Annotated in this window: 16 protein-coding genes; 14 read left to right on the top strand and 2 right to left on the bottom strand. The window is 37.1% G+C overall.

Annotated elements, in window-relative coordinates; all coding sequences use genetic code 11:
• The first annotated feature begins 373 nt into the window (after positions 1–373).
• The 9 genes from purB to CEQ21_RS07295 all read left to right on the top strand — a co-directional run bounded on the left by purB (position 374) and on the right by CEQ21_RS07295 (position 9,410).
• Complete coding sequence (purB, locus tag CEQ21_RS07335; RefSeq protein ID WP_185763913.1) at positions 374–1,738, top strand: adenylosuccinate lyase; 1,365 nt, start codon at positions 374–376, stop codon at positions 1,736–1,738.
• Complete coding sequence (locus CEQ21_RS07330; protein ID WP_185763912.1) at positions 1,731–2,243, top strand: GNAT family N-acetyltransferase; 513 nt, start codon at positions 1,731–1,733, stop codon at positions 2,241–2,243. The genes purB and CEQ21_RS07330 overlap by 8 nt, the downstream gene beginning before the upstream one ends.
• A 6-nt stretch (positions 2,244–2,249) precedes the next feature.
• Positions 2,250–3,035, top strand: a complete 786-nt coding sequence (locus CEQ21_RS07325; RefSeq protein WP_235907220.1) for a transporter substrate-binding domain-containing protein — start codon at positions 2,250–2,252, stop codon at positions 3,033–3,035.
• A gap of 14 nt (positions 3,036–3,049) precedes the next feature.
• Positions 3,050–3,727, top strand: a complete 678-nt coding sequence (locus CEQ21_RS07320; protein WP_185763910.1) for an amino acid ABC transporter permease — start codon at positions 3,050–3,052, stop codon at positions 3,725–3,727.
• A gap of 12 nt (positions 3,728–3,739) precedes the next feature.
• Positions 3,740–4,480, top strand: a complete 741-nt coding sequence (locus CEQ21_RS07315; protein WP_185763909.1) for an amino acid ABC transporter ATP-binding protein — start codon at positions 3,740–3,742, stop codon at positions 4,478–4,480.
• An 11-nt stretch (positions 4,481–4,491) separates the two neighbouring features.
• Complete coding sequence (locus CEQ21_RS07310) at positions 4,492–5,622, top strand: amidohydrolase (RefSeq protein ID WP_185764137.1); 1,131 nt, start codon at positions 4,492–4,494, stop codon at positions 5,620–5,622.
• Between the two features lie 161 nt (positions 5,623–5,783).
• Positions 5,784–7,112, top strand: a complete 1,329-nt coding sequence (locus CEQ21_RS07305; protein WP_185763908.1) for an LLM class flavin-dependent oxidoreductase — start codon at positions 5,784–5,786, stop codon at positions 7,110–7,112.
• Between the two features lie 377 nt (positions 7,113–7,489).
• Positions 7,490–8,455, top strand: coding sequence for an aldo/keto reductase (locus tag CEQ21_RS07300; RefSeq protein WP_185763907.1), 966 nt, complete (start codon positions 7,490–7,492; stop codon positions 8,453–8,455).
• A 109-nt stretch (positions 8,456–8,564) separates the two neighbouring features.
• Positions 8,565–9,410, top strand: a complete 846-nt coding sequence (locus tag CEQ21_RS07295; RefSeq protein ID WP_185763906.1) for an aldo/keto reductase — start codon at positions 8,565–8,567, stop codon at positions 9,408–9,410.
• A 113-nt stretch (positions 9,411–9,523) separates the two neighbouring features.
• On the opposite strand, the gene CEQ21_RS07290 is transcribed toward CEQ21_RS07295, so the two are convergent.
• On the bottom strand, positions 9,524–10,522 hold the full coding sequence (locus CEQ21_RS07290) for an aldo/keto reductase (protein ID WP_185763905.1): 999 nt from the start codon (positions 10,520–10,522) through the stop codon (positions 9,524–9,526).
• Between the two features lie 409 nt (positions 10,523–10,931).
• Here CEQ21_RS07290 and CEQ21_RS07285 point away from each other — a divergent pair, with 409 nt between their 5' ends.
• The 5 genes from CEQ21_RS07285 (at position 10,932) to CEQ21_RS07265 (ending at position 15,351) form a co-directional block, all read left to right on the top strand.
• Positions 10,932–11,819 carry a CPBP family intramembrane glutamic endopeptidase gene (locus tag CEQ21_RS07285; protein WP_185763904.1) on the top strand — a complete coding sequence of 296 codons (888 nt, stop codon included), beginning with the start codon at positions 10,932–10,934 and terminating at the stop codon, positions 11,817–11,819.
• Between the two features lie 273 nt (positions 11,820–12,092).
• Complete coding sequence (locus CEQ21_RS07280) at positions 12,093–13,151, top strand: NAD(P)-dependent alcohol dehydrogenase (RefSeq protein ID WP_185764136.1); 1,059 nt, start codon at positions 12,093–12,095, stop codon at positions 13,149–13,151.
• An 81-nt stretch (positions 13,152–13,232) separates the two neighbouring features.
• Positions 13,233–13,871, top strand: a complete 639-nt coding sequence (locus tag CEQ21_RS07275) for an SDR family oxidoreductase (protein ID WP_185763903.1) — start codon at positions 13,233–13,235, stop codon at positions 13,869–13,871.
• Between the two features lie 106 nt (positions 13,872–13,977).
• A complete protein-coding gene (locus CEQ21_RS07270; protein WP_185763902.1) occupies positions 13,978–14,808 on the top strand; it encodes an SDR family oxidoreductase in 831 nt (276 codons plus the stop codon).
• A 177-nt stretch (positions 14,809–14,985) separates the two neighbouring features.
• Positions 14,986–15,351, top strand: a complete 366-nt coding sequence (locus CEQ21_RS07265; protein ID WP_185763901.1) for a nuclear transport factor 2 family protein — start codon at positions 14,986–14,988, stop codon at positions 15,349–15,351.
• 211 nt (positions 15,352–15,562) lie between these two features.
• Here CEQ21_RS07265 and CEQ21_RS07260 read toward each other — a convergent pair whose 3' ends face one another.
• On the bottom strand, positions 15,563–16,966 hold the full coding sequence (locus CEQ21_RS07260; protein ID WP_185763900.1) for an MFS transporter: 1,404 nt from the start codon (positions 16,964–16,966) through the stop codon (positions 15,563–15,565).
• Positions 16,967–17,247 lie beyond the last annotated feature (281 nt).

The following is a 17,247-nucleotide window of genomic DNA, read 5'->3' as shown; positions in this document are numbered from 1 at the left end:
ATGAGTAAATTCCTTCCGGTAACCAAGAACAACGGATTGGCAATCGCTGGGCTGGAAGTGAGATGAACAAATGCAGATAACGGAGCAATTAGCGTTAATTGGAATATGTGTAAAACCCTGAAAAAAATACCTTTGCATGCTGAGTTTGATATTCCATCAAACTCAGTTTTTTTATTTATTCCGCAATGTCCATTTCCCAATATATTTTAACCAAGCTAAGTTGTGTGTGCATTTTCAATTTTAAAATAATTGTTGCAAGTTAAAATCTCTATGATATAATTCACACTATAAAAGTAGGAATTGTATAAATTAATTGTTCGAAAAGTTACGCTAGTATATATATTCAGGATATCAACTTAGGAGTGTTAACATAATGGGTTCACATGTCTTAGATTTACGAATGTTACAAAATAATTTTAGTACAGAGGAAATGCGCGCTGTCTGGAATGATGAGAATAGATTACAGAAAATTCTTGATGTGGAAGCAGCATTAGCATTGGCAGAAAGTGAACTCGGAGTCATTCCCGAAAAAGCAGGGAATGTAATTAAAGCTGCTGCCAAAATAGAAAACTTTGAAATTGACAAAATTGCAGCAGAGGCTGCGAAATTAAAGCATTCATTAATGGCAACCGTTAATCATTTACAGTCACTTTCTGGAGAGTATGGAGAATTTGTTCATTTTGGAGTAACTACACAGGATGTAACGGATACAGGGATGATTCTTCAGTTGAAAGAAGCAAATACAATACTTAAGCGGGATGTTAAGCAGGTTGCGGAGCTGTTAATCGGACTAGCTTCTACTTATAAGGATACACCGATGCCTGGAAGAACGCATGGAATGCAAGGCTTACCAACTACATTTGGCTTTAAGATGGCAGTTGTATTAAGTGAGTTCCAGCGTCATTTAGAAAGATTACTTGCTGTGGAAACGAGAGTTTTTACTGGAGTGCTAGCGGGTGGCGTTGGTACTTATGCAGCATTAGGCAGTAGTGGTCCTAAAGTAGAAGCAAGAGCGTTAGAGCTTCTTGAATTGGATACTCCAGATATTTGCTGGCATTCTTCTCGTGACCGAGTTTCTGAGTATGGTTCTGTGCTTGGTTTAATAAGTGGTTCTCTAGGGAAGTTAGGGAATGAATTTTATAATTTAATGCGTACAGAGATTGATGAAGTTGAAGAGCCATTTAAAACAGGGAATGTTGGCTCAACAACAATGCCTCATAAACGCAACCCGGCTATTTTCGAAGGGATCGCAAGCTTAACAAAACCTATTCTGCACAGTGTAGCACTGCTTCATGAATCATTAGTGATGGAGCATGAGCGTGATGCAATGAGCTGGAGAAGTGAATGGATTGCTTTGCCGGAAATTTGCTTATACCTTTCTTCGCAATTGAAAAGTACGATCAATGTTTTACAAGGTTTAGTAGTAAAACCTGAAAACATGATGAGAAACTTGGAAATGCAAGGTGGTCTAATCCTATCTGAACGAGTTATGTTTGCCTTATCGGAAAAAGTAGGGAAACAAACAGCACATCACCTTGTTTATGAACTTGCGATGGCATCAGTTGAACAAAAAGTTCCATTTAAAGAATTGCTGGCATCAAATGAAAAAGTAGGTTCGGTGCTGTCTAACGAACAGATTAATGAGCTACTTGATCCAAGTCAGTATACAGGTCTTGCAAGCCAAAAGGTTGATGAGGTCATTCAATCCATTAAAGGCGGTGGATTATTAGATGAGTAATTTAACCTTTCATCAAGCAACTAATAAGGACATTAAAGCATTACTAGATTTATCGTTACGCGGATATGCAACAATACGTGAGCTTGGTATTAATTTTGCAGCGGCAACAGCGGATGAGCAGCTAGTAGAAAAAAATATCAATGAAAATATTTGCTTTTATATGAAGGATGGCGATGAAATGGTAGCGACAGCTTCCATCCGAATGCCATGGAGCAGCCATCATGGCCCGTATGAAATACCACATATTTGGTGGGTTGCAGTAGCACCTGAGTATAAGCGAAAGGGCTATGCTTCAAAGCTTCTAGATTTCATTGAAAATGATTACTTGAAAGACACGCTTCATTGTCCTTCTGTATCATTGGGTACAGCAAAGGAGCATCCTTGGCTTGCAGATATGTATGTAAAGCGTGGTTATGAAAAGGTTGGCGAGTCTGATTTAGGCAAAGGGCATGTAACCATCTATTTAGAAAAGCTATTATTAGCAAAAACTTATAAGAAAAGGTAGGAAGACATCATGAAAAAGAAATTACTCGTACTTATTACTATAACAGTTATTCTTTTATTAGCAGCTTGCGGAAGTGGAAATGAAGAATCAGGGGATAGCAAAAAGAAAGTTCTTCGTGCAGGATCAACGGCACAAAGTTATCCTAACGGTTATGAAGAAGATGGCAAATTAGTTGGATTTGACGTAGAAGTGTTTGAAAAGATCGCTTCAGACTTAGGCTACGATGTAGAGTGGGTTAAAACAGATTTTGCTGGATTAATGGGTCAATTAGAAACTGGAAAGATTGAAACTGTAGCAAACTTTGTTGCTGTAACAGAAGAACGAAAAGCAAAATACAATTTCTCTGAGCCATATGCATATGCAGGGGCTACAATTGTTACAAATAAAGACAATGATTTCGATAGTTTAGATGATTTAAAAGGTAAAACAGTTTCTGGTGTATTAGGGTCAAACAATGTTAAGAATCTTGAAAACTTCGATCCTGAAATTATCGCAAAAACATATGAAACACGTGACGGAGCAATGAATGACGCAATCAACAACCGTGTCGATGGCTATGTTAACTCAAAATCATCTTTAATTGCTGAGATTGAAAAAGGCGATCTGCGATTGAAATTCGTTGGAGACCCATTTGTGTATGAAGATGTTTCATTCCCATTTGCAAAAACTGAAGATGGTGAGAAATTAGCGGAAGCATTTAATACAGAAATCAAGAAGCTGCGTGAGGATGGAACGTTAGCAGATATATCTAAGAAATATTTTGCCGGTGAAGACATCACAGTTAAGGAATAATTTGGAGGAACAAAATGAATCTTGAACTCGATTTTGGTTACTTTATAGAAATTTTTCCGGCACTATTGAAATTAATACCATTCACATTATTTCTTGCTGTTATATCTATGTTCTTTTCCGTTATTGGCGGCTTAATTCTAGCGTTAATTACTAGGTCGAATATACCTATTTTGAAACAGCTAGCAACAATTTATATTTCATTTTTCCGAGCAATCCCAACATTAGTACAGCTGTTTTTAATCTATTACGGATTACCGCAAATTTTCCCAGGTTTAACAGGAATGACTGCAGTTACGGCAGCTATTTTGGGACTTAGCTTAAAGCAATCGGCATTTTTAGCGGAAATTTTCCGAGCGGCACTGAACTCTGTCGATAAAGGGCAAGTAGAGGCTTGTTTATCTGTCGGAATGACAAAAGCTCAAGCTTTGCGGAGGGTCGTATTACCACAAGCAACTCGTAATGCGATTCCGGCAAGCAGCAACGTTTTTATTGGTCTAATTAAAGAGACTTCCCTAGCTTTTACACTGGGTATCGTAGAATTATTTGCGCAAGGAAAGATCTTAGCGGCAAGCTCCTTGAAATTCTTTGAAACATACTTAGCGTTGGCATTGCTATATTGGGTAATGATTATTTTAGTTACGTTAATCCAACAAGTAGTTGAAAAGCGAATGGAAAAACCGTACATCAGTTAAAGGAGTATTACCATGATATCTGTAAAAAACTTGAAAAAGAGTTTTGGTAAAAATACCGTTTTAAATGGTGTTGATTTACACGTCGACCGTGGCGATGTCTTGGCGATTATAGGACCATCTGGATCAGGGAAATCAACATTATTACGCTGCCTAAATTTATTAGAAGTACCTGAAGAAGGCACTATCCATATTGGCGAAACAAATGTTGACGTAGCTAAAATGGGCAGAAAAGAAGTCCATAATTTGCGTCAGGAAACAGCGATGGTTTTCCAAAACTATAATTTGTTTAAGAATAAAACAGCTTTGCAAAATGTAACGGAAGCTTTAATTGTTGCAAAGAAAATGAGTAAGCAGGAAGCGGAGAAGATTGGAAAAGAGCTGTTAATTAAGGTTGGGCTTGAGGATAAATTCCATCAGTATCCATCGACTTTATCTGGAGGGCAGCAGCAGCGTGTCGGGATTGCTCGTGCGCTTGCAGTTAGCCCAAATGCAATTTTATTTGATGAACCGACTTCTGCACTTGACCCGGAATGGGTTTCTGAAGTACTTCAGGTTATCAAGGAAATTGCCAAGCAAAATACGACGATGATTATCGTAACACATGAAATGAAATTTGCTGAGGAAGTAGCAAATCGTGTCATTTTCATGGCAGATGGAAATATAGTCGAGGAAAATGATCCAAAGGAATTATTCCATCGTCCTAAAAATCCAAGAACGAAACAATTTTTAAAATCACTGGAAAGAGATGAATAACAATCATGAAAATGTCTAATGAACTATTAGAGGATTTAATTGGTAAAAGAAGATATTTACATGAAAACCCAGAGCTTGCTTTTGAGGAATTCAATACAACTGCTCATATTAAAAAGTGGTTAGAATCAAACAATATAGCGATTCTGCCACTTGATTTAGAAACAGGTGTAGTTGCAGAAATCAAGGGTGCATTTGCAGGACCTACTATTGCAATTCGCTCAGATATTGATGCTTTACCGATAAAAGAAGAAACAAAGGTACCCTTTAAATCGAAAACAGACGGAAAAATGCATGCATGTGGTCATGATTTCCATACTGTTTCGATATTAGGAGCGGCGATTCTTCTTAATGACCAAAAGGATAACTTACACGGAAGTGTTAGATTTATCTTCCAAGCAGCAGAGGAAATTGCTCAAGGAGCGAAGATAGCTGTAGAAAAAGGGGCATTAGAAGGTGTTTCATCCATTTTCGGGATGCATAATAAACCTGATTTGCCAGTAGGTACGATTGGTGTTAAATCAGGTGGATTAATGGCAAGTGTCGATAAATTTAAAATTAAATTCAATGGTGTTGGCGGACATGCGGGCATACCACATAATGCGATTGATCCGATTGTGATTGCTAGTCAATATGTAACATCTGTCCAGACAATCATCGCAAGAAGATTAAACTTGTTTGATAATGCAGTTATAAGTATAACAAGCATCCACGGCGGAAATACATGGAATGTGATTCCTGACTCTGTTGAGCTTGAAGGCACGGTCCGGACATTCCAGCCTGAAGCAAGAGCAGCGATTCCTAGTCTAATGAAGAACTTAGCTGAATCCATTGCGCAAGGAAATGGTGGTTCCGTTGAATTTATATGGGATGATTATTTACCTGTCGTTAACAATGATGCTAGCCTGGAAGAAATCGTGCGCAAAACTGCAGCAGATGCTGGCTATACTGTTGTTGATGGCGTGCCAAGTGCAGGTGGAGAAGACTTTGCGTTTTATCAAACTTACATCCCAGGCTTTTTCGTATGGATGGGTGTTAATGGACCGCAAGAGTGGCATCATCCTGAATATGATTTGAATGAAGAAGCAATTAAAGTTGCATCTGAATATTTTGCTCAACTAGCAGTTAATGTATTGAGTAAATAATATATGTCATAACTGGTTTGCAAGCGTAAAAGATTATTTTAGGCTTGCTGTGCATGACTAATTTTTATGTATTATTATTTGATCTTTCTTCTGTTAACAGAAGAAAGATTTTATTTTTTGTATTGTTAAAGAGGGTTAAAAAGCTAAGGAGGAAATTCTAAATGACCGATCAACCAAAAAAGGTGAAATTAGGCTTGTTTCTAGCTGGAACGGGTCATCACGTTGCTTCATGGAGACACCCACATGCTATTGAGAATGCCTCTATGAATCTAACATATTTTAAAGGAATTGCACAAATGGCGGAAAAAGGATTATTCGACCTATTATTCTTGGCAGATAGCCTGTCAGTTGATGAAAACTCACATCCAAATATTCTGACTAGATTTGAGCCAATGACGTTGTTATCGTATCTGGCATCTGCTACAAACCATATCGGGTTAGTAGCAACTGCATCCACTACATATGAAGAACCATTCCATGTTGCTAGAAAGTTTGCTTCATTGGATCATATAAGTGCAGGTCGTGCAGGTTGGAACGTTGTAACAACTTCTCTGGCATCTACTGCTGAAAACTTTAATAAGACAGAGCACTTAGAACACAGTGCCCGCTATCGAAGAGCAACTGAATTTATAGAAGTAACAAAAAAGCTATGGGATTCTTGGGAAGAAGACACGTTAGTGATTGATAAGGAATCAGGGCAGTTTATTGATAAAAACAAATTCCATCAAATTAACCATCAAGGTGAGTTCTTCTCTGTAAGAGGACCACTGAATGTGTCAAGATCACCACAAGGGCATCCAGTCATTGTCCAAGCAGGGTCATCAGGTGATGGTCAACGCTTTGCTGCTAAATATGCAGAAATTGTGTTTACTGCCCAAGCAAACAAAGATGATGCAATTAGCTTTTACAAGGAACTAAAAGGTCAAATGGAATTATATGATCGCAAGCAAAGCAATTTAAGTATTATGCCTGGTTTTATGCCGATTATCGGTGCGACAGAAGCAGAAGCACAAGAAAAATATGAGGCATTGCAGGAGTTAATCATTCCAAAAGCAGGACTTGCCATATTGGGCAGGTACTTTGGAGACATCGACTTTGAAGGAATTTCATTGGACACACCGTTTATAGATATTAAACTTCCAGAGACGGTTAATGCTATTCAAAGTAAACATGAAATGATTTTAAAGAAAGCGAAGGAAGAAAACTGGACATTGCGCCAGACTTATCAATGGGTTGCAGGTTCACGCGGACATCATATAGCAATCGGAACTCCGTCGCAAATAGCTGACAAGATGGAGGAATGGGTCAGAGAAGGCGCGGCAGATGGCTTTAATATTATGCCTGCATTGCTGCCAGATTCACTAACAGACTTTGTTACCCATGTCATTCCTGAGCTGCAAGCAAGAGGGATTTACCGTACTGAGTACGAAAGTGATACACTGCGTGGAAATTTAGGCTTAGAACAGCCGGTTCATTCACTCACAAACTAATATTAGCTTTGAAATGATAATCTTTGTGCAAGAGATTATCGTAAATATATTTGAAACCCATGCCACCATTTCAGGCATGGGTTTTGTATTTGATTAGCACAAATAGTTAATCTAATATTTGCTTTTGGTATATACAACAAACGACTAAATCAAAGATATATATGGGATTAGATGTGTTTTTATTTTATTAATATGTTCAGCTCACCATACATAATAGAATGGATGGGCTTAAATTATGTCGAGTGGATAATTCTAAGAGGATTAGGCAATCATTTGATAGTTATTGGTAAAGGTATTATTTGAAAAATAGGGTATTCTTAAGGTGTAAAAGCAATTAACCATTTTAGAAGCGGAGATTTTTCGAAGGAGGGGAAATTATGCAGAAACGCAAATTAGGAAAAAGCGGGTTAGAGGTATCGGCAATTGGCTTAGGGTGTATGGGGATGGACCATGCTTATGGTAAACCGGCTAATCGTGAAGAAATGATTAAATTAATTCGTAGATCTGTTGAACTTGGATGTAATTTCTTCGATACTGCAGTTATTTATGGCGAAGCCAATGAAGAATTATTAGGTGAAGCACTTTCTCCAGTTAGAAATCAGGTGGTAATCGCAACTAAATTTGGAATTACGGGTCAAGAAATCATAAACGATCGCCCTCAAAATATTTTAAATAGCTCACCGCAATCTATAAGAGAACAACTAGAAGGCTCATTAAAACGATTAAAGGTTGATTACATTGATTTATATTATCAGCATCGTATTGACCCAAATATAGAACCAGAAACAGTTGCAGAAACGATGAAGGACTTAATAGCTGAAGGGAAAATTAAAGCATGGGCCTTATCGAATGCACCGGTTGACTATATGAAGCGTGCACATGCTGTATGTCCGATTGCTGCCATTGAAAATCAATACTCTATGATGTGGCGTGAACCAGAAAGCGAATTGTTTGATATTTGTGAAGAGCTTGATATTGCTTTTGTTGCTTACAGTCCATTAGGAAATGGCTTTTTAAGCGGGAAATATACAAAGGATACATCATATGAAGAAGGTGACTTTAGAAATTTAATGGGTAGATTTAAACCTGAAGTGATAGATCATAACCAGAAGCTATTAGATTTAATTGCTGAAGTAGCAGAAAGTAAAAAGGCTACATCTGCTCAAGTTGTAATAGCATGGGAGCTTGCGCAAAAACCCTTTATCATTCCGATACCAGGTACAACCAAGCTAACCAGATTAGAAGAAAACCTTGGCGGAGCAGATATCGAATTGACAGTTGAAGAATTAGCCAGCCTAAACAATGCATTATCAAAAATTGATGTTAATGAAACACATTTTTAATCACTTTCTCTGCGAGTTTTTGCTGTAGAAACTTAAGAGTTGACTTAGTGTAACACGAAGGAAGTAAGATTTGAAGTGCAAGATAGTAAACATATAGGAGGAATACCAAATGGAAACTGTAACGTTAGCTAATGGAATAAAAATGCCTATTTTAGGCTTCGGAGTCTATCAAATTAGTGACTTAGAAGAATGTGAGCGTGTCGTAGGTGAAGCAATTGAAGTGGGATATAGATCAATTGATACTGCTCAAGCCTATAGAAATGAAGAAGCAGTTGGAAATGCAGTTCGTAAAAGTGGTATCCCTCGTGAGGAATTCTTCATTACAACAAAAGTATGGATTTCAAATGCAGGGTACGAGAAAGCTAAAGCATCTATTGACGAATCTTTGCGTTTACTACAAACAGAATATATTGATTTAATGTTAATACATCAACCATTTAATGATTACTACGGTACATATCGGGCGATGGAAGAGTATTATAAAGCAGGTAAAATCAAAGCGATCGGTGTTAGTAATTTTTATCCTGACCGTTTCATTGATATCGCTCAGTTTAGTGAAATCAAGCCAATGGTTAATCAAGTCGAAACACATGTATTTAACCAACAAAAGCAAGCTCAACAAATAATGGAGAAGTATGGGACACAAATTGAATCTTGGGGACCTTTTGCAGAAGGTAAAAATGACTTCTTTAACAATGAAACCCTTAAAGCGATTGGAGAGCTTTATGGTAAATCTGTTGCCCAAGTGGCTCTGCGTTATCTTATCCAGCGTAATGTTGTTGTTATCCCAAAAACGGTATCGAAAGACAGAATGATTCAAAACTTTGAAGTCTTTGATTTTGAATTAACCAATGAGGATATGAATAAGATTGAAAAGCTAGATCAAGAAAAAAGTCTGTTTTTCTCTCATTCTGATCCAGAAACAGTTGAGTTTTTGACAGGACTAGTGAGATAACCTACAAAAATAAAGAGTAGTTCAAGCCGATTTTCTTTTAGAAAATCGGCTTTTTTATGTTCTGTTCAAGTTTCCTGCTGAATCAACAAATCAAGGTTAAATGCAAAGCTTTACTACTTTAATGCTCCAACCACATTATGTGGAACATAAGGCTCTTCCAAGTAGGAGACTTCCTCTGCTGTTAATTTCACAGCTAAAGCACCAACAGAATCCTCCAGATGAGAAACTTTCGTAGCACCTATAATCGGAGCTGTTACTGGTTCCTTTTGTAGCAGCCAAGCGAGTGCTATTTGGGACCTTGCTACGCCATGTTTTTCGGCTAGCTCTGCAACTCGTTCCACAACTAAACGGTCATTCTGTTCTGTTGAACCATATTTCGATTTTTGCGTTGCATCTGTTTCAGAACGGAGAGTATCCTCAGACCAATCGCGGGTTAATCTGCCTGATGCTAACGGGCTGTATGGAATTACGCCAATTTTTTCTTCCTTGCATAATGGCAGCATCTCCCGTTCCTCTTCCCGATATATAAGGTTAAGATGATTTTGCATCGATACAAACTTTGTCCAGCCATTCTTCTCAGCGATATGATTTGCCTTTAAGAACTGCCATGCATACATGGCTGATGCGCCTATGTATCTTACCTTGCCAGCCTTCACTACATCATGGAGGGCTTCCATTGTTTCTTCAATAGGTGTGTTGTAATCCCAACGATGGATTTGATACAGATCAATATAGTCTGTTCCAAGACGTGTAAGACTTTTATCAATTTCACTCATAATATGTTTGCGCGATAATCCCATGCTATTTGGACCTTTGCTGTTTAAATCCTTGCCTAATGAAAAGTAAACCTTTGTTGCAATGACAACTTCATCTCGATTTGCCAAGTCTTTAAGGGCACGTCCAAGAAATTCTTCACTCGTACCATCTGAGTATACATTAGCAGTATCAAAAAAGTTGATACCTAACTCAAGAGCTTGTTTAATAACTGTGCGACTGCTCTCTTCATCAATTACCCAAGGATGCATCCAGCGTTCCTTTACTCCAAAACCCATACAACCAAGACAAAGTCTAGATACATCTAATCCAGTGTTACCAAGTTTAGTATATTCCATTGCAATTCCTCACTTTCCACATTTTTTTAGTTTTCATTACTAGTATAAATTTATATGTGAATCTTTCAATTGTCAAAAAGTAGCAATGTGTATAGTAATGAACATAATTTTAGAAAATGTCCATAATCTATATGGAGGACGAAAAGTATTAAGCTTGCGGAATTGATTATTTATTTTTCAGCTGATGCAAAAGTGTTTGATTATTAAAAATGTTTATGTTTAGTAATGAAATATACTGTATAATATGTATATATTTGTAAGTTTTAAAAGAAAAGAATTAAGTTTCATAATAACCTTCATGTTGCACGGAAATTTACATGGCTTTTAAAGAGGAAGAATCCTTTCGCTTTTTTAGTAGATTGGTTTACAAGTAGTGGCCTATAACTTAAACAGAAGGAGGGAAAGCATCTTGTTTAAAAACAATAATGGTCAGGTAAGACCAGGGTGGCTTATTTTTGTAACACTGCTAGTTACTTTTATTGTGCAGGCAATTTTTATGCTTCCAGTCGAAATGTACGCATTATGGACGGTGTCTTCAGACAGTACAGATGTGTTAAGAATGGATAGAAGTGATATTATGTTTGAACGACCGTGGTTAGATTTATTTTCTTATGCACTTGGTTATACAGCTGCTTTAATTTCATTGCTTTTATTATGGAAATTCTTAAACAAAAAGAAACTTCATGAAATGGGTTTTAGTTCATTCCTAAAAAATATACTATTTGGTTTACTATTAGGAGCAGTATCTATTGCTATTATTTTCTTTATCCTGTTATTTACTGAAAATATACAATTAATCAACACACTTTCCAACCCAAACTTTTCTACGTATTCTATTACCTACTTAATCTTTTTTATTTTCGTTGGTTTGTTTGAAGAGCTTGTATTTAGAGGCTATATCATGTCTACCCTTGCAGATAGAGGGAGACGCAAGGGAACGATTTACATTGTTTCAGCCCTGATTTTTGGAATTGCCCATTTAGCTAATCAAAATGTGACTCCACTTGGAATTTTTAATATTTTCCTAGTCGGAATACTATTTGCTTACATGTATGACAAAACACAGAGTTTGTGGACGCCAATCGGCTATCATATTACATGGAACTATTTTCAAGGAAATATTTTCGGCTTTCCTGTAAGTGGAACAACGCCATATGGTGTCTATACAATTGATGTTAGTAGTGGGAATGATATATTGACAGGTGGTTCTTTTGGGTTAGAAGGAGGACTTTTAGCTACTCTATTAATCATCTTTGGGTTTATTTGTACTTATTTATTTTCTGGTAAAAGAGTGTAGTATAGGGCACTAGTGAAGATAATCTTCCTTGAATTTATAGGCAAAGTGGCTCTCATTGTGAGGATGAGGGCCATTTTCATTATCATTTTTTTACAGGAGATGACATTATAGGTTAATGAACAATTTAATTTGATTTGTTCATTACTAAACAAATTAGCTGAATCTAACAATAGGAAACATTTTAAACTTATATATAATAATAGACAGATGCCTAATAAATCACGAAGACTAGTAATTAAATCAACAGGATAAAGAAAGGGTTGAATGGAAAGTATGTGTAATCATTATCAAAACATTACAAGTCGTGTATTAAGTGTACCGAGTGCAAAAGCTCCATTTGAACAAACAACAATAGAAAGAAGAGACTTACGACCAGATGATATTTTAATCGATATTATGTATTGTGGGATTTGCCATTCAGACATCCATAATGCCCATAATGATTTCGGGAGCGGGGTCTTCCCAATGGTTCCAGGTCATGAAATTGCTGGAGTTGTATCAGCAGTAGGGTCGAAAGTGTCAAAGTATGCGGTAGGTGACCGTGTTGGAGTTGGCTGCTTTGTTGACTCTTGTATGGAATGTCCATACTGTCTGAAAGGGGAAGAACAGTTTTGCACAAAAGGAGTTGTAGTAGTATTTAACTCCACTGACTATGATGGCAATTTAACATATGGAGGATATAGTCAAAAAATCGTTGTGAAAGAAAACTTTGTTGTAAAAATCCCGGATAGCTTAGAATTGGATGTTGCTAGTCCCTTATTATGTGCAGGTATTACGACATATTCACCAATGAAGCACTGGAATGTAGGCCCAGGTAAAAAAGTAGCGATAGTTGGAATGGGAGGCCTCGGTCATCTAGCTGTTCAATTTGCACATAAAATGGGTGCAGAAGTAACAGTTTTGAGCCAAACTATGAATAAAAAGGAGGAATCACTTCAATTAGGTGCTGATTATTTTTATGCAACAAGTGACGCTGCAACATTTACAAAATTGGCAGGTCAATTTGACCTTATTTTAAATACAGTGTCAGCAAATCTTGATGTCGATGCGTATTTATCTATGCTTCAAGTCGATGGAACACTTGTTAATGTTGGTCTGCCAAACAAACCAGATCAATATAGTGTATTCTCTCTGTTTGCTGGGCGTAGAAGTATTGCTGCTTCCAACGTTGGCGGAATAAAAGAAACACAGGAAATGCTAGATTATGCTGCTGAGCAGGGTATTGCTCCAATGATTGAAGTAATTAGTGCAGATCAAGTGGATAATGCATTTGAACGTGTACTAAGCAGTGATGTTAGATATCGATTTGTAATTGACATGTCTACACTGTAATGTCGTTAAAAAATGGATTTCCATCTTATTTGGATAATCCATTTTTTAATAGAAGAGGATAATAGGAAGGAGCACTTTATATTGAAAAAGGTATTAATATTGGGAGCAAATGGCCAAATCGCACGGCTTGTATCTGAGTTGCTGTTGAAAAAAGAAAACGTTCAAGTTACCCATTATTTACGCAACTCACGGAGACTTAAGCTTTCAGACTCAAGTCGCGAACACATTGTAGAAGGAGATGTGTTAGATGTAAAGATGCTAGCTAAAGCAATGAAAGATCAGGATATTGTCTATTCTAATATAGGAAGCCCGGATATCGCGAACAACACGAAAAGCATTGTCGAAGCAATGGAAGCTGCAGGTGTTAAAAGGGGAATCTTTATAAGTGCTCTTGGTATTTATGATGAGGTCCCAGGTAAGTTTGGAGAATGGAATAAAAGAATGTGTGGCAGTAGTCTGCCTGATTTTCGAAGAGCGGCAAATATAATTGAAAGCTCTAGTCTTGATTTTACAATATTAAGAGGTGCCTGGTTCACTGATAAAGATGAAGTAGATTACGAACTGACGCAAAAATGGGAATTGTTTAAGGGAACGGAAATATCTAGAAAGAGTATCGCCTCACTAGTAGTAAAATTAATGCAATCTCCTGAATTAGAGGTTCGCCACAGTATTGGTGTAAGTAAGCCTAGTACAGAGGGAGATAAACCAGCATTTTACTGAAAAAAACTGGGTGATTTTTGGTAAAGTTATATGTCTTATATCAACAAATAAAGAGACCACACAAAATTTAACAAACATGATGGAATAAAAGTAAGGAGGCAAAACCATGAAAGAAGTTGTACTTTGGACAGGTGCTGGGCAGATTGGCATGGCGATAGCTAGAAGAATTGGGTTTGGTAAGAAAATTATTGTTGGTGATAAAAACCTAGATAACGCTAAGGCTATAACTAAAATTATGACAGAGGCTGGATTTGATATAATACCTGTCGAGACGGACATCTCTTCCCGACAATCTATTTTGAATTTGATTGGGGAGGGTCAGAAGTTTGGTGAAATAACTGCTCTGATTAATGCAGCTGGGGTGTCACCTAGTCAGGCGACTATTGAAACGATCTTAAAGGTGGATTTGTACGGAACGGCAGTATTGCTGGAGGAAGTAGGTAAGGTTATTGCTCCAGGAGGCGTTGGTGTGACCATTTCCAGTCAGTCTGGGCATAGATTGCCACAACTAGGAATTGAAATGGATGAGCAGCTGGCCACGACACCAACGGAAGAACTCCTTAGCTTGGAAGTCCTGCGACCAGCAAATATTATAGATACCTTGCACGCTTATCAAATGGCGAAGCGGTGCAATGTGAAGCGCGTTATGTTTGAATCTATACGTTGGGGTGAAAAAAATGCTCGTATCAATTCTATTTCACCAGGTATTATTGTAACACCATTGGCATTAGACGAGTTTAATGGTCCAAGAGGAGAATTCTATAAGAGTATGTTTGCCAAGAGCCCTGCTGGCCGTCCAGGAACTGCTGATGAGGTTTCAAATTTGGCTGAGCTGCTGTTGGAGCCTAAAGGTGCTTTCATTACCGGTTCTGATTTCCTAATTGACGGAGGAGCAACAGCTTCTTATTTTTATGGACCACTTAAACCAGTGGAATAATGTTTTCACTTTTTAAATAAAGATGAAACTGATATTGAGATTCCTTAAAAAGGGAACCAGTTAGAGGGCACGAAAATTCACGTAAAAGTGTGGCGGATTTAATGGCTGGACTAGTTAATAAAACTTTCCAGTCATTATTATCAGCAAATGAAAACTTCTTAAGTAGGTGTTATTGATATGATTGACGATAAAATCATCTTATCCATTTATCAAGAAATTGATAAAGCGATGGTTAATAAAGATACGGAGACATTGGAAGGTATCCTTGATAAAGATTATATATTAGTTCATATGACTGGATACCACCAAAATAAACAAGAGTGGCTCGAACAAATTGACAACGAAGAAATGAGATACTTCCATACTATGCCACAGAAAACTTCCATCAAGGTAAATGAAAATACTGCCATTTTAGATTGTGATACTAAGCTTGATGCAAGAATTTATGGTTTTAGAAGGACATGGCCGATGAGGATGAAAATGTATTTTGAGAAACACGGTGACAATTGGCATCCGGTAAAGGCAATTGCAACAGGTAATTAAATTGTACTTGTTAAAGTATGAAAGGAATAGATAGCCTGATATCAATGGGTTAGCATATATAAAAATCATTTACCAGACATTCTGCAGTTGGTTTTTACAGGCGAGTTGTTAATCTAGAAAAGCTTGAACATTTATTACGTAAATAAGCTGCCATACGGCAGCTTATTTGGGCATTAGCATCTGTATTAGAAGAGTGCCTTAGCCAAGTGGTTTATTCTTGTTCCGTTTTCCACCATAAGGCATCTTCCGGATTTGCAACAGCTTCTTTAAATTCAGATTTCGTCGCAACTGTTGGATAAGATCCTTTTAAGGACTTTCCTGTTGTACTCTTAAATAAGAATAGAATAACAAAGAATCCAATTACGCTTACGATTGTTAAATACCAAGCAGGTGCTAAGTTATTGCCTGTTTGGTGAACGAGCCATGTAGAAACTAATGGTGTAGTACCACCAAATATGGAAACAGACACATTAAACGTTACAGATAATGTTCGGTAGCGTATGTCAGTATAGAACATTGCTGGTAACGAACCTGGCATGGAGCCTTCATACGTTGCAAGCAGCACGCCAAGAATCAGGATACCTAATGAAATGAATATTAAACCATTCATGTTCACGAGATAAAAAGCTAGCGCAGATAAAAGCGATAATCCGCCTAAACCAATTAAGAAGACATTTTTATTTCCGATGTTATCACTTAACTTACCGAAAAGTAATGTTAGTGGCACCATGATAACCATAACAAGTGTAATTAAAATAGTACCTGTTGTGCTTGATAAACCGATGATTTCGTTCAAATAAGAAGGCATATAGGATAGTAACATATAATTTGTTACATTAAAGAAGGCTACAGACACGAAACAGACAATAATATCTTTTTTATGATTTTTTAGGATAGAGAAGAAGCCTTCTTCTACTTGTTCCTCAGCCTCATTTGTAGAAATTTCATTCTCGAAAATAGGTGATTCCTCTAGGCTTTTTCTCAAATACATTCCGACGAACCCAAGCGGTAAACCAAGCAAGAATGGGATTCTCCATCCCCATGAGGCCATTTGTTCATCTGATAGGGTAATAAAGAGTATGCTGGCTACAAGTGAAGCCAATATATAACCTGTAAGTGTACCGATTTCTAATCCACTACCAAGGATACTGCGCTTATTGTCAGGAGATGACTCGGCAATATAGACCATTGCACCGGCATATTCTCCTCCAGTTGAAAATCCTTGAATAATTCTTGCGACTAATAACAGGATAGGAGCCCATATTCCAATTTGATCATAAGTAGGTAATAACCCAATCAATAATGTAGAAAACGCCATTAAAATAATTGTTGTAGTTAAGACGACTTTTCTTCCGGCCTTATCACCAATTTTACCGAAGATAATACCGCCTAATGGACGCATTAAAAAGGCGATGGCAAAAGTCGCGAAAGTAAATACTAATTTTAACTCGTCATTTTCAACTGCACTAAAAAAGTTCTGACTAATAATAACAGCTAAGTAGGAATATAAACCAAAATCAAACCATTCCATTGCATTTCCTACTCCTGTTGCGAACACACTTTTCTTCGCTGTTTGGATATCAACAACGTTAATCTTCTTCTTATTAAATTTCATTTTTTCAACTCCGTGATGTGTGGTTATACAAAGAGAACAAATGAGTTAAACTAATGTTACTCATGGTACTGCTTATGTATCATATTGTGTGCAAAAGCATCTGAAGCATACTGTATGTATAAATAATTATAAGTGCCAAAATCTTCAGGTTAAAAACAACAACCAACGTAAGTCATTTAACACAGGTAAATAGGTGTATTCCTCCCATCATAAAATAAATTTAACTATATCCAGACATTGCTATCATTCAATACAATAGTTCTTTTTATAAAACCATAAAT

The organism is Niallia circulans, from assembly GCF_007273535.1.
GTDB lineage: Bacteria > Bacillota > Bacilli > Bacillales > Cytobacillaceae > Niallia > Niallia circulans_B.
Note: the sequence above shows the minus strand (reverse complement) of the source record. Positions and strands in the feature narration are given on the sequence as shown.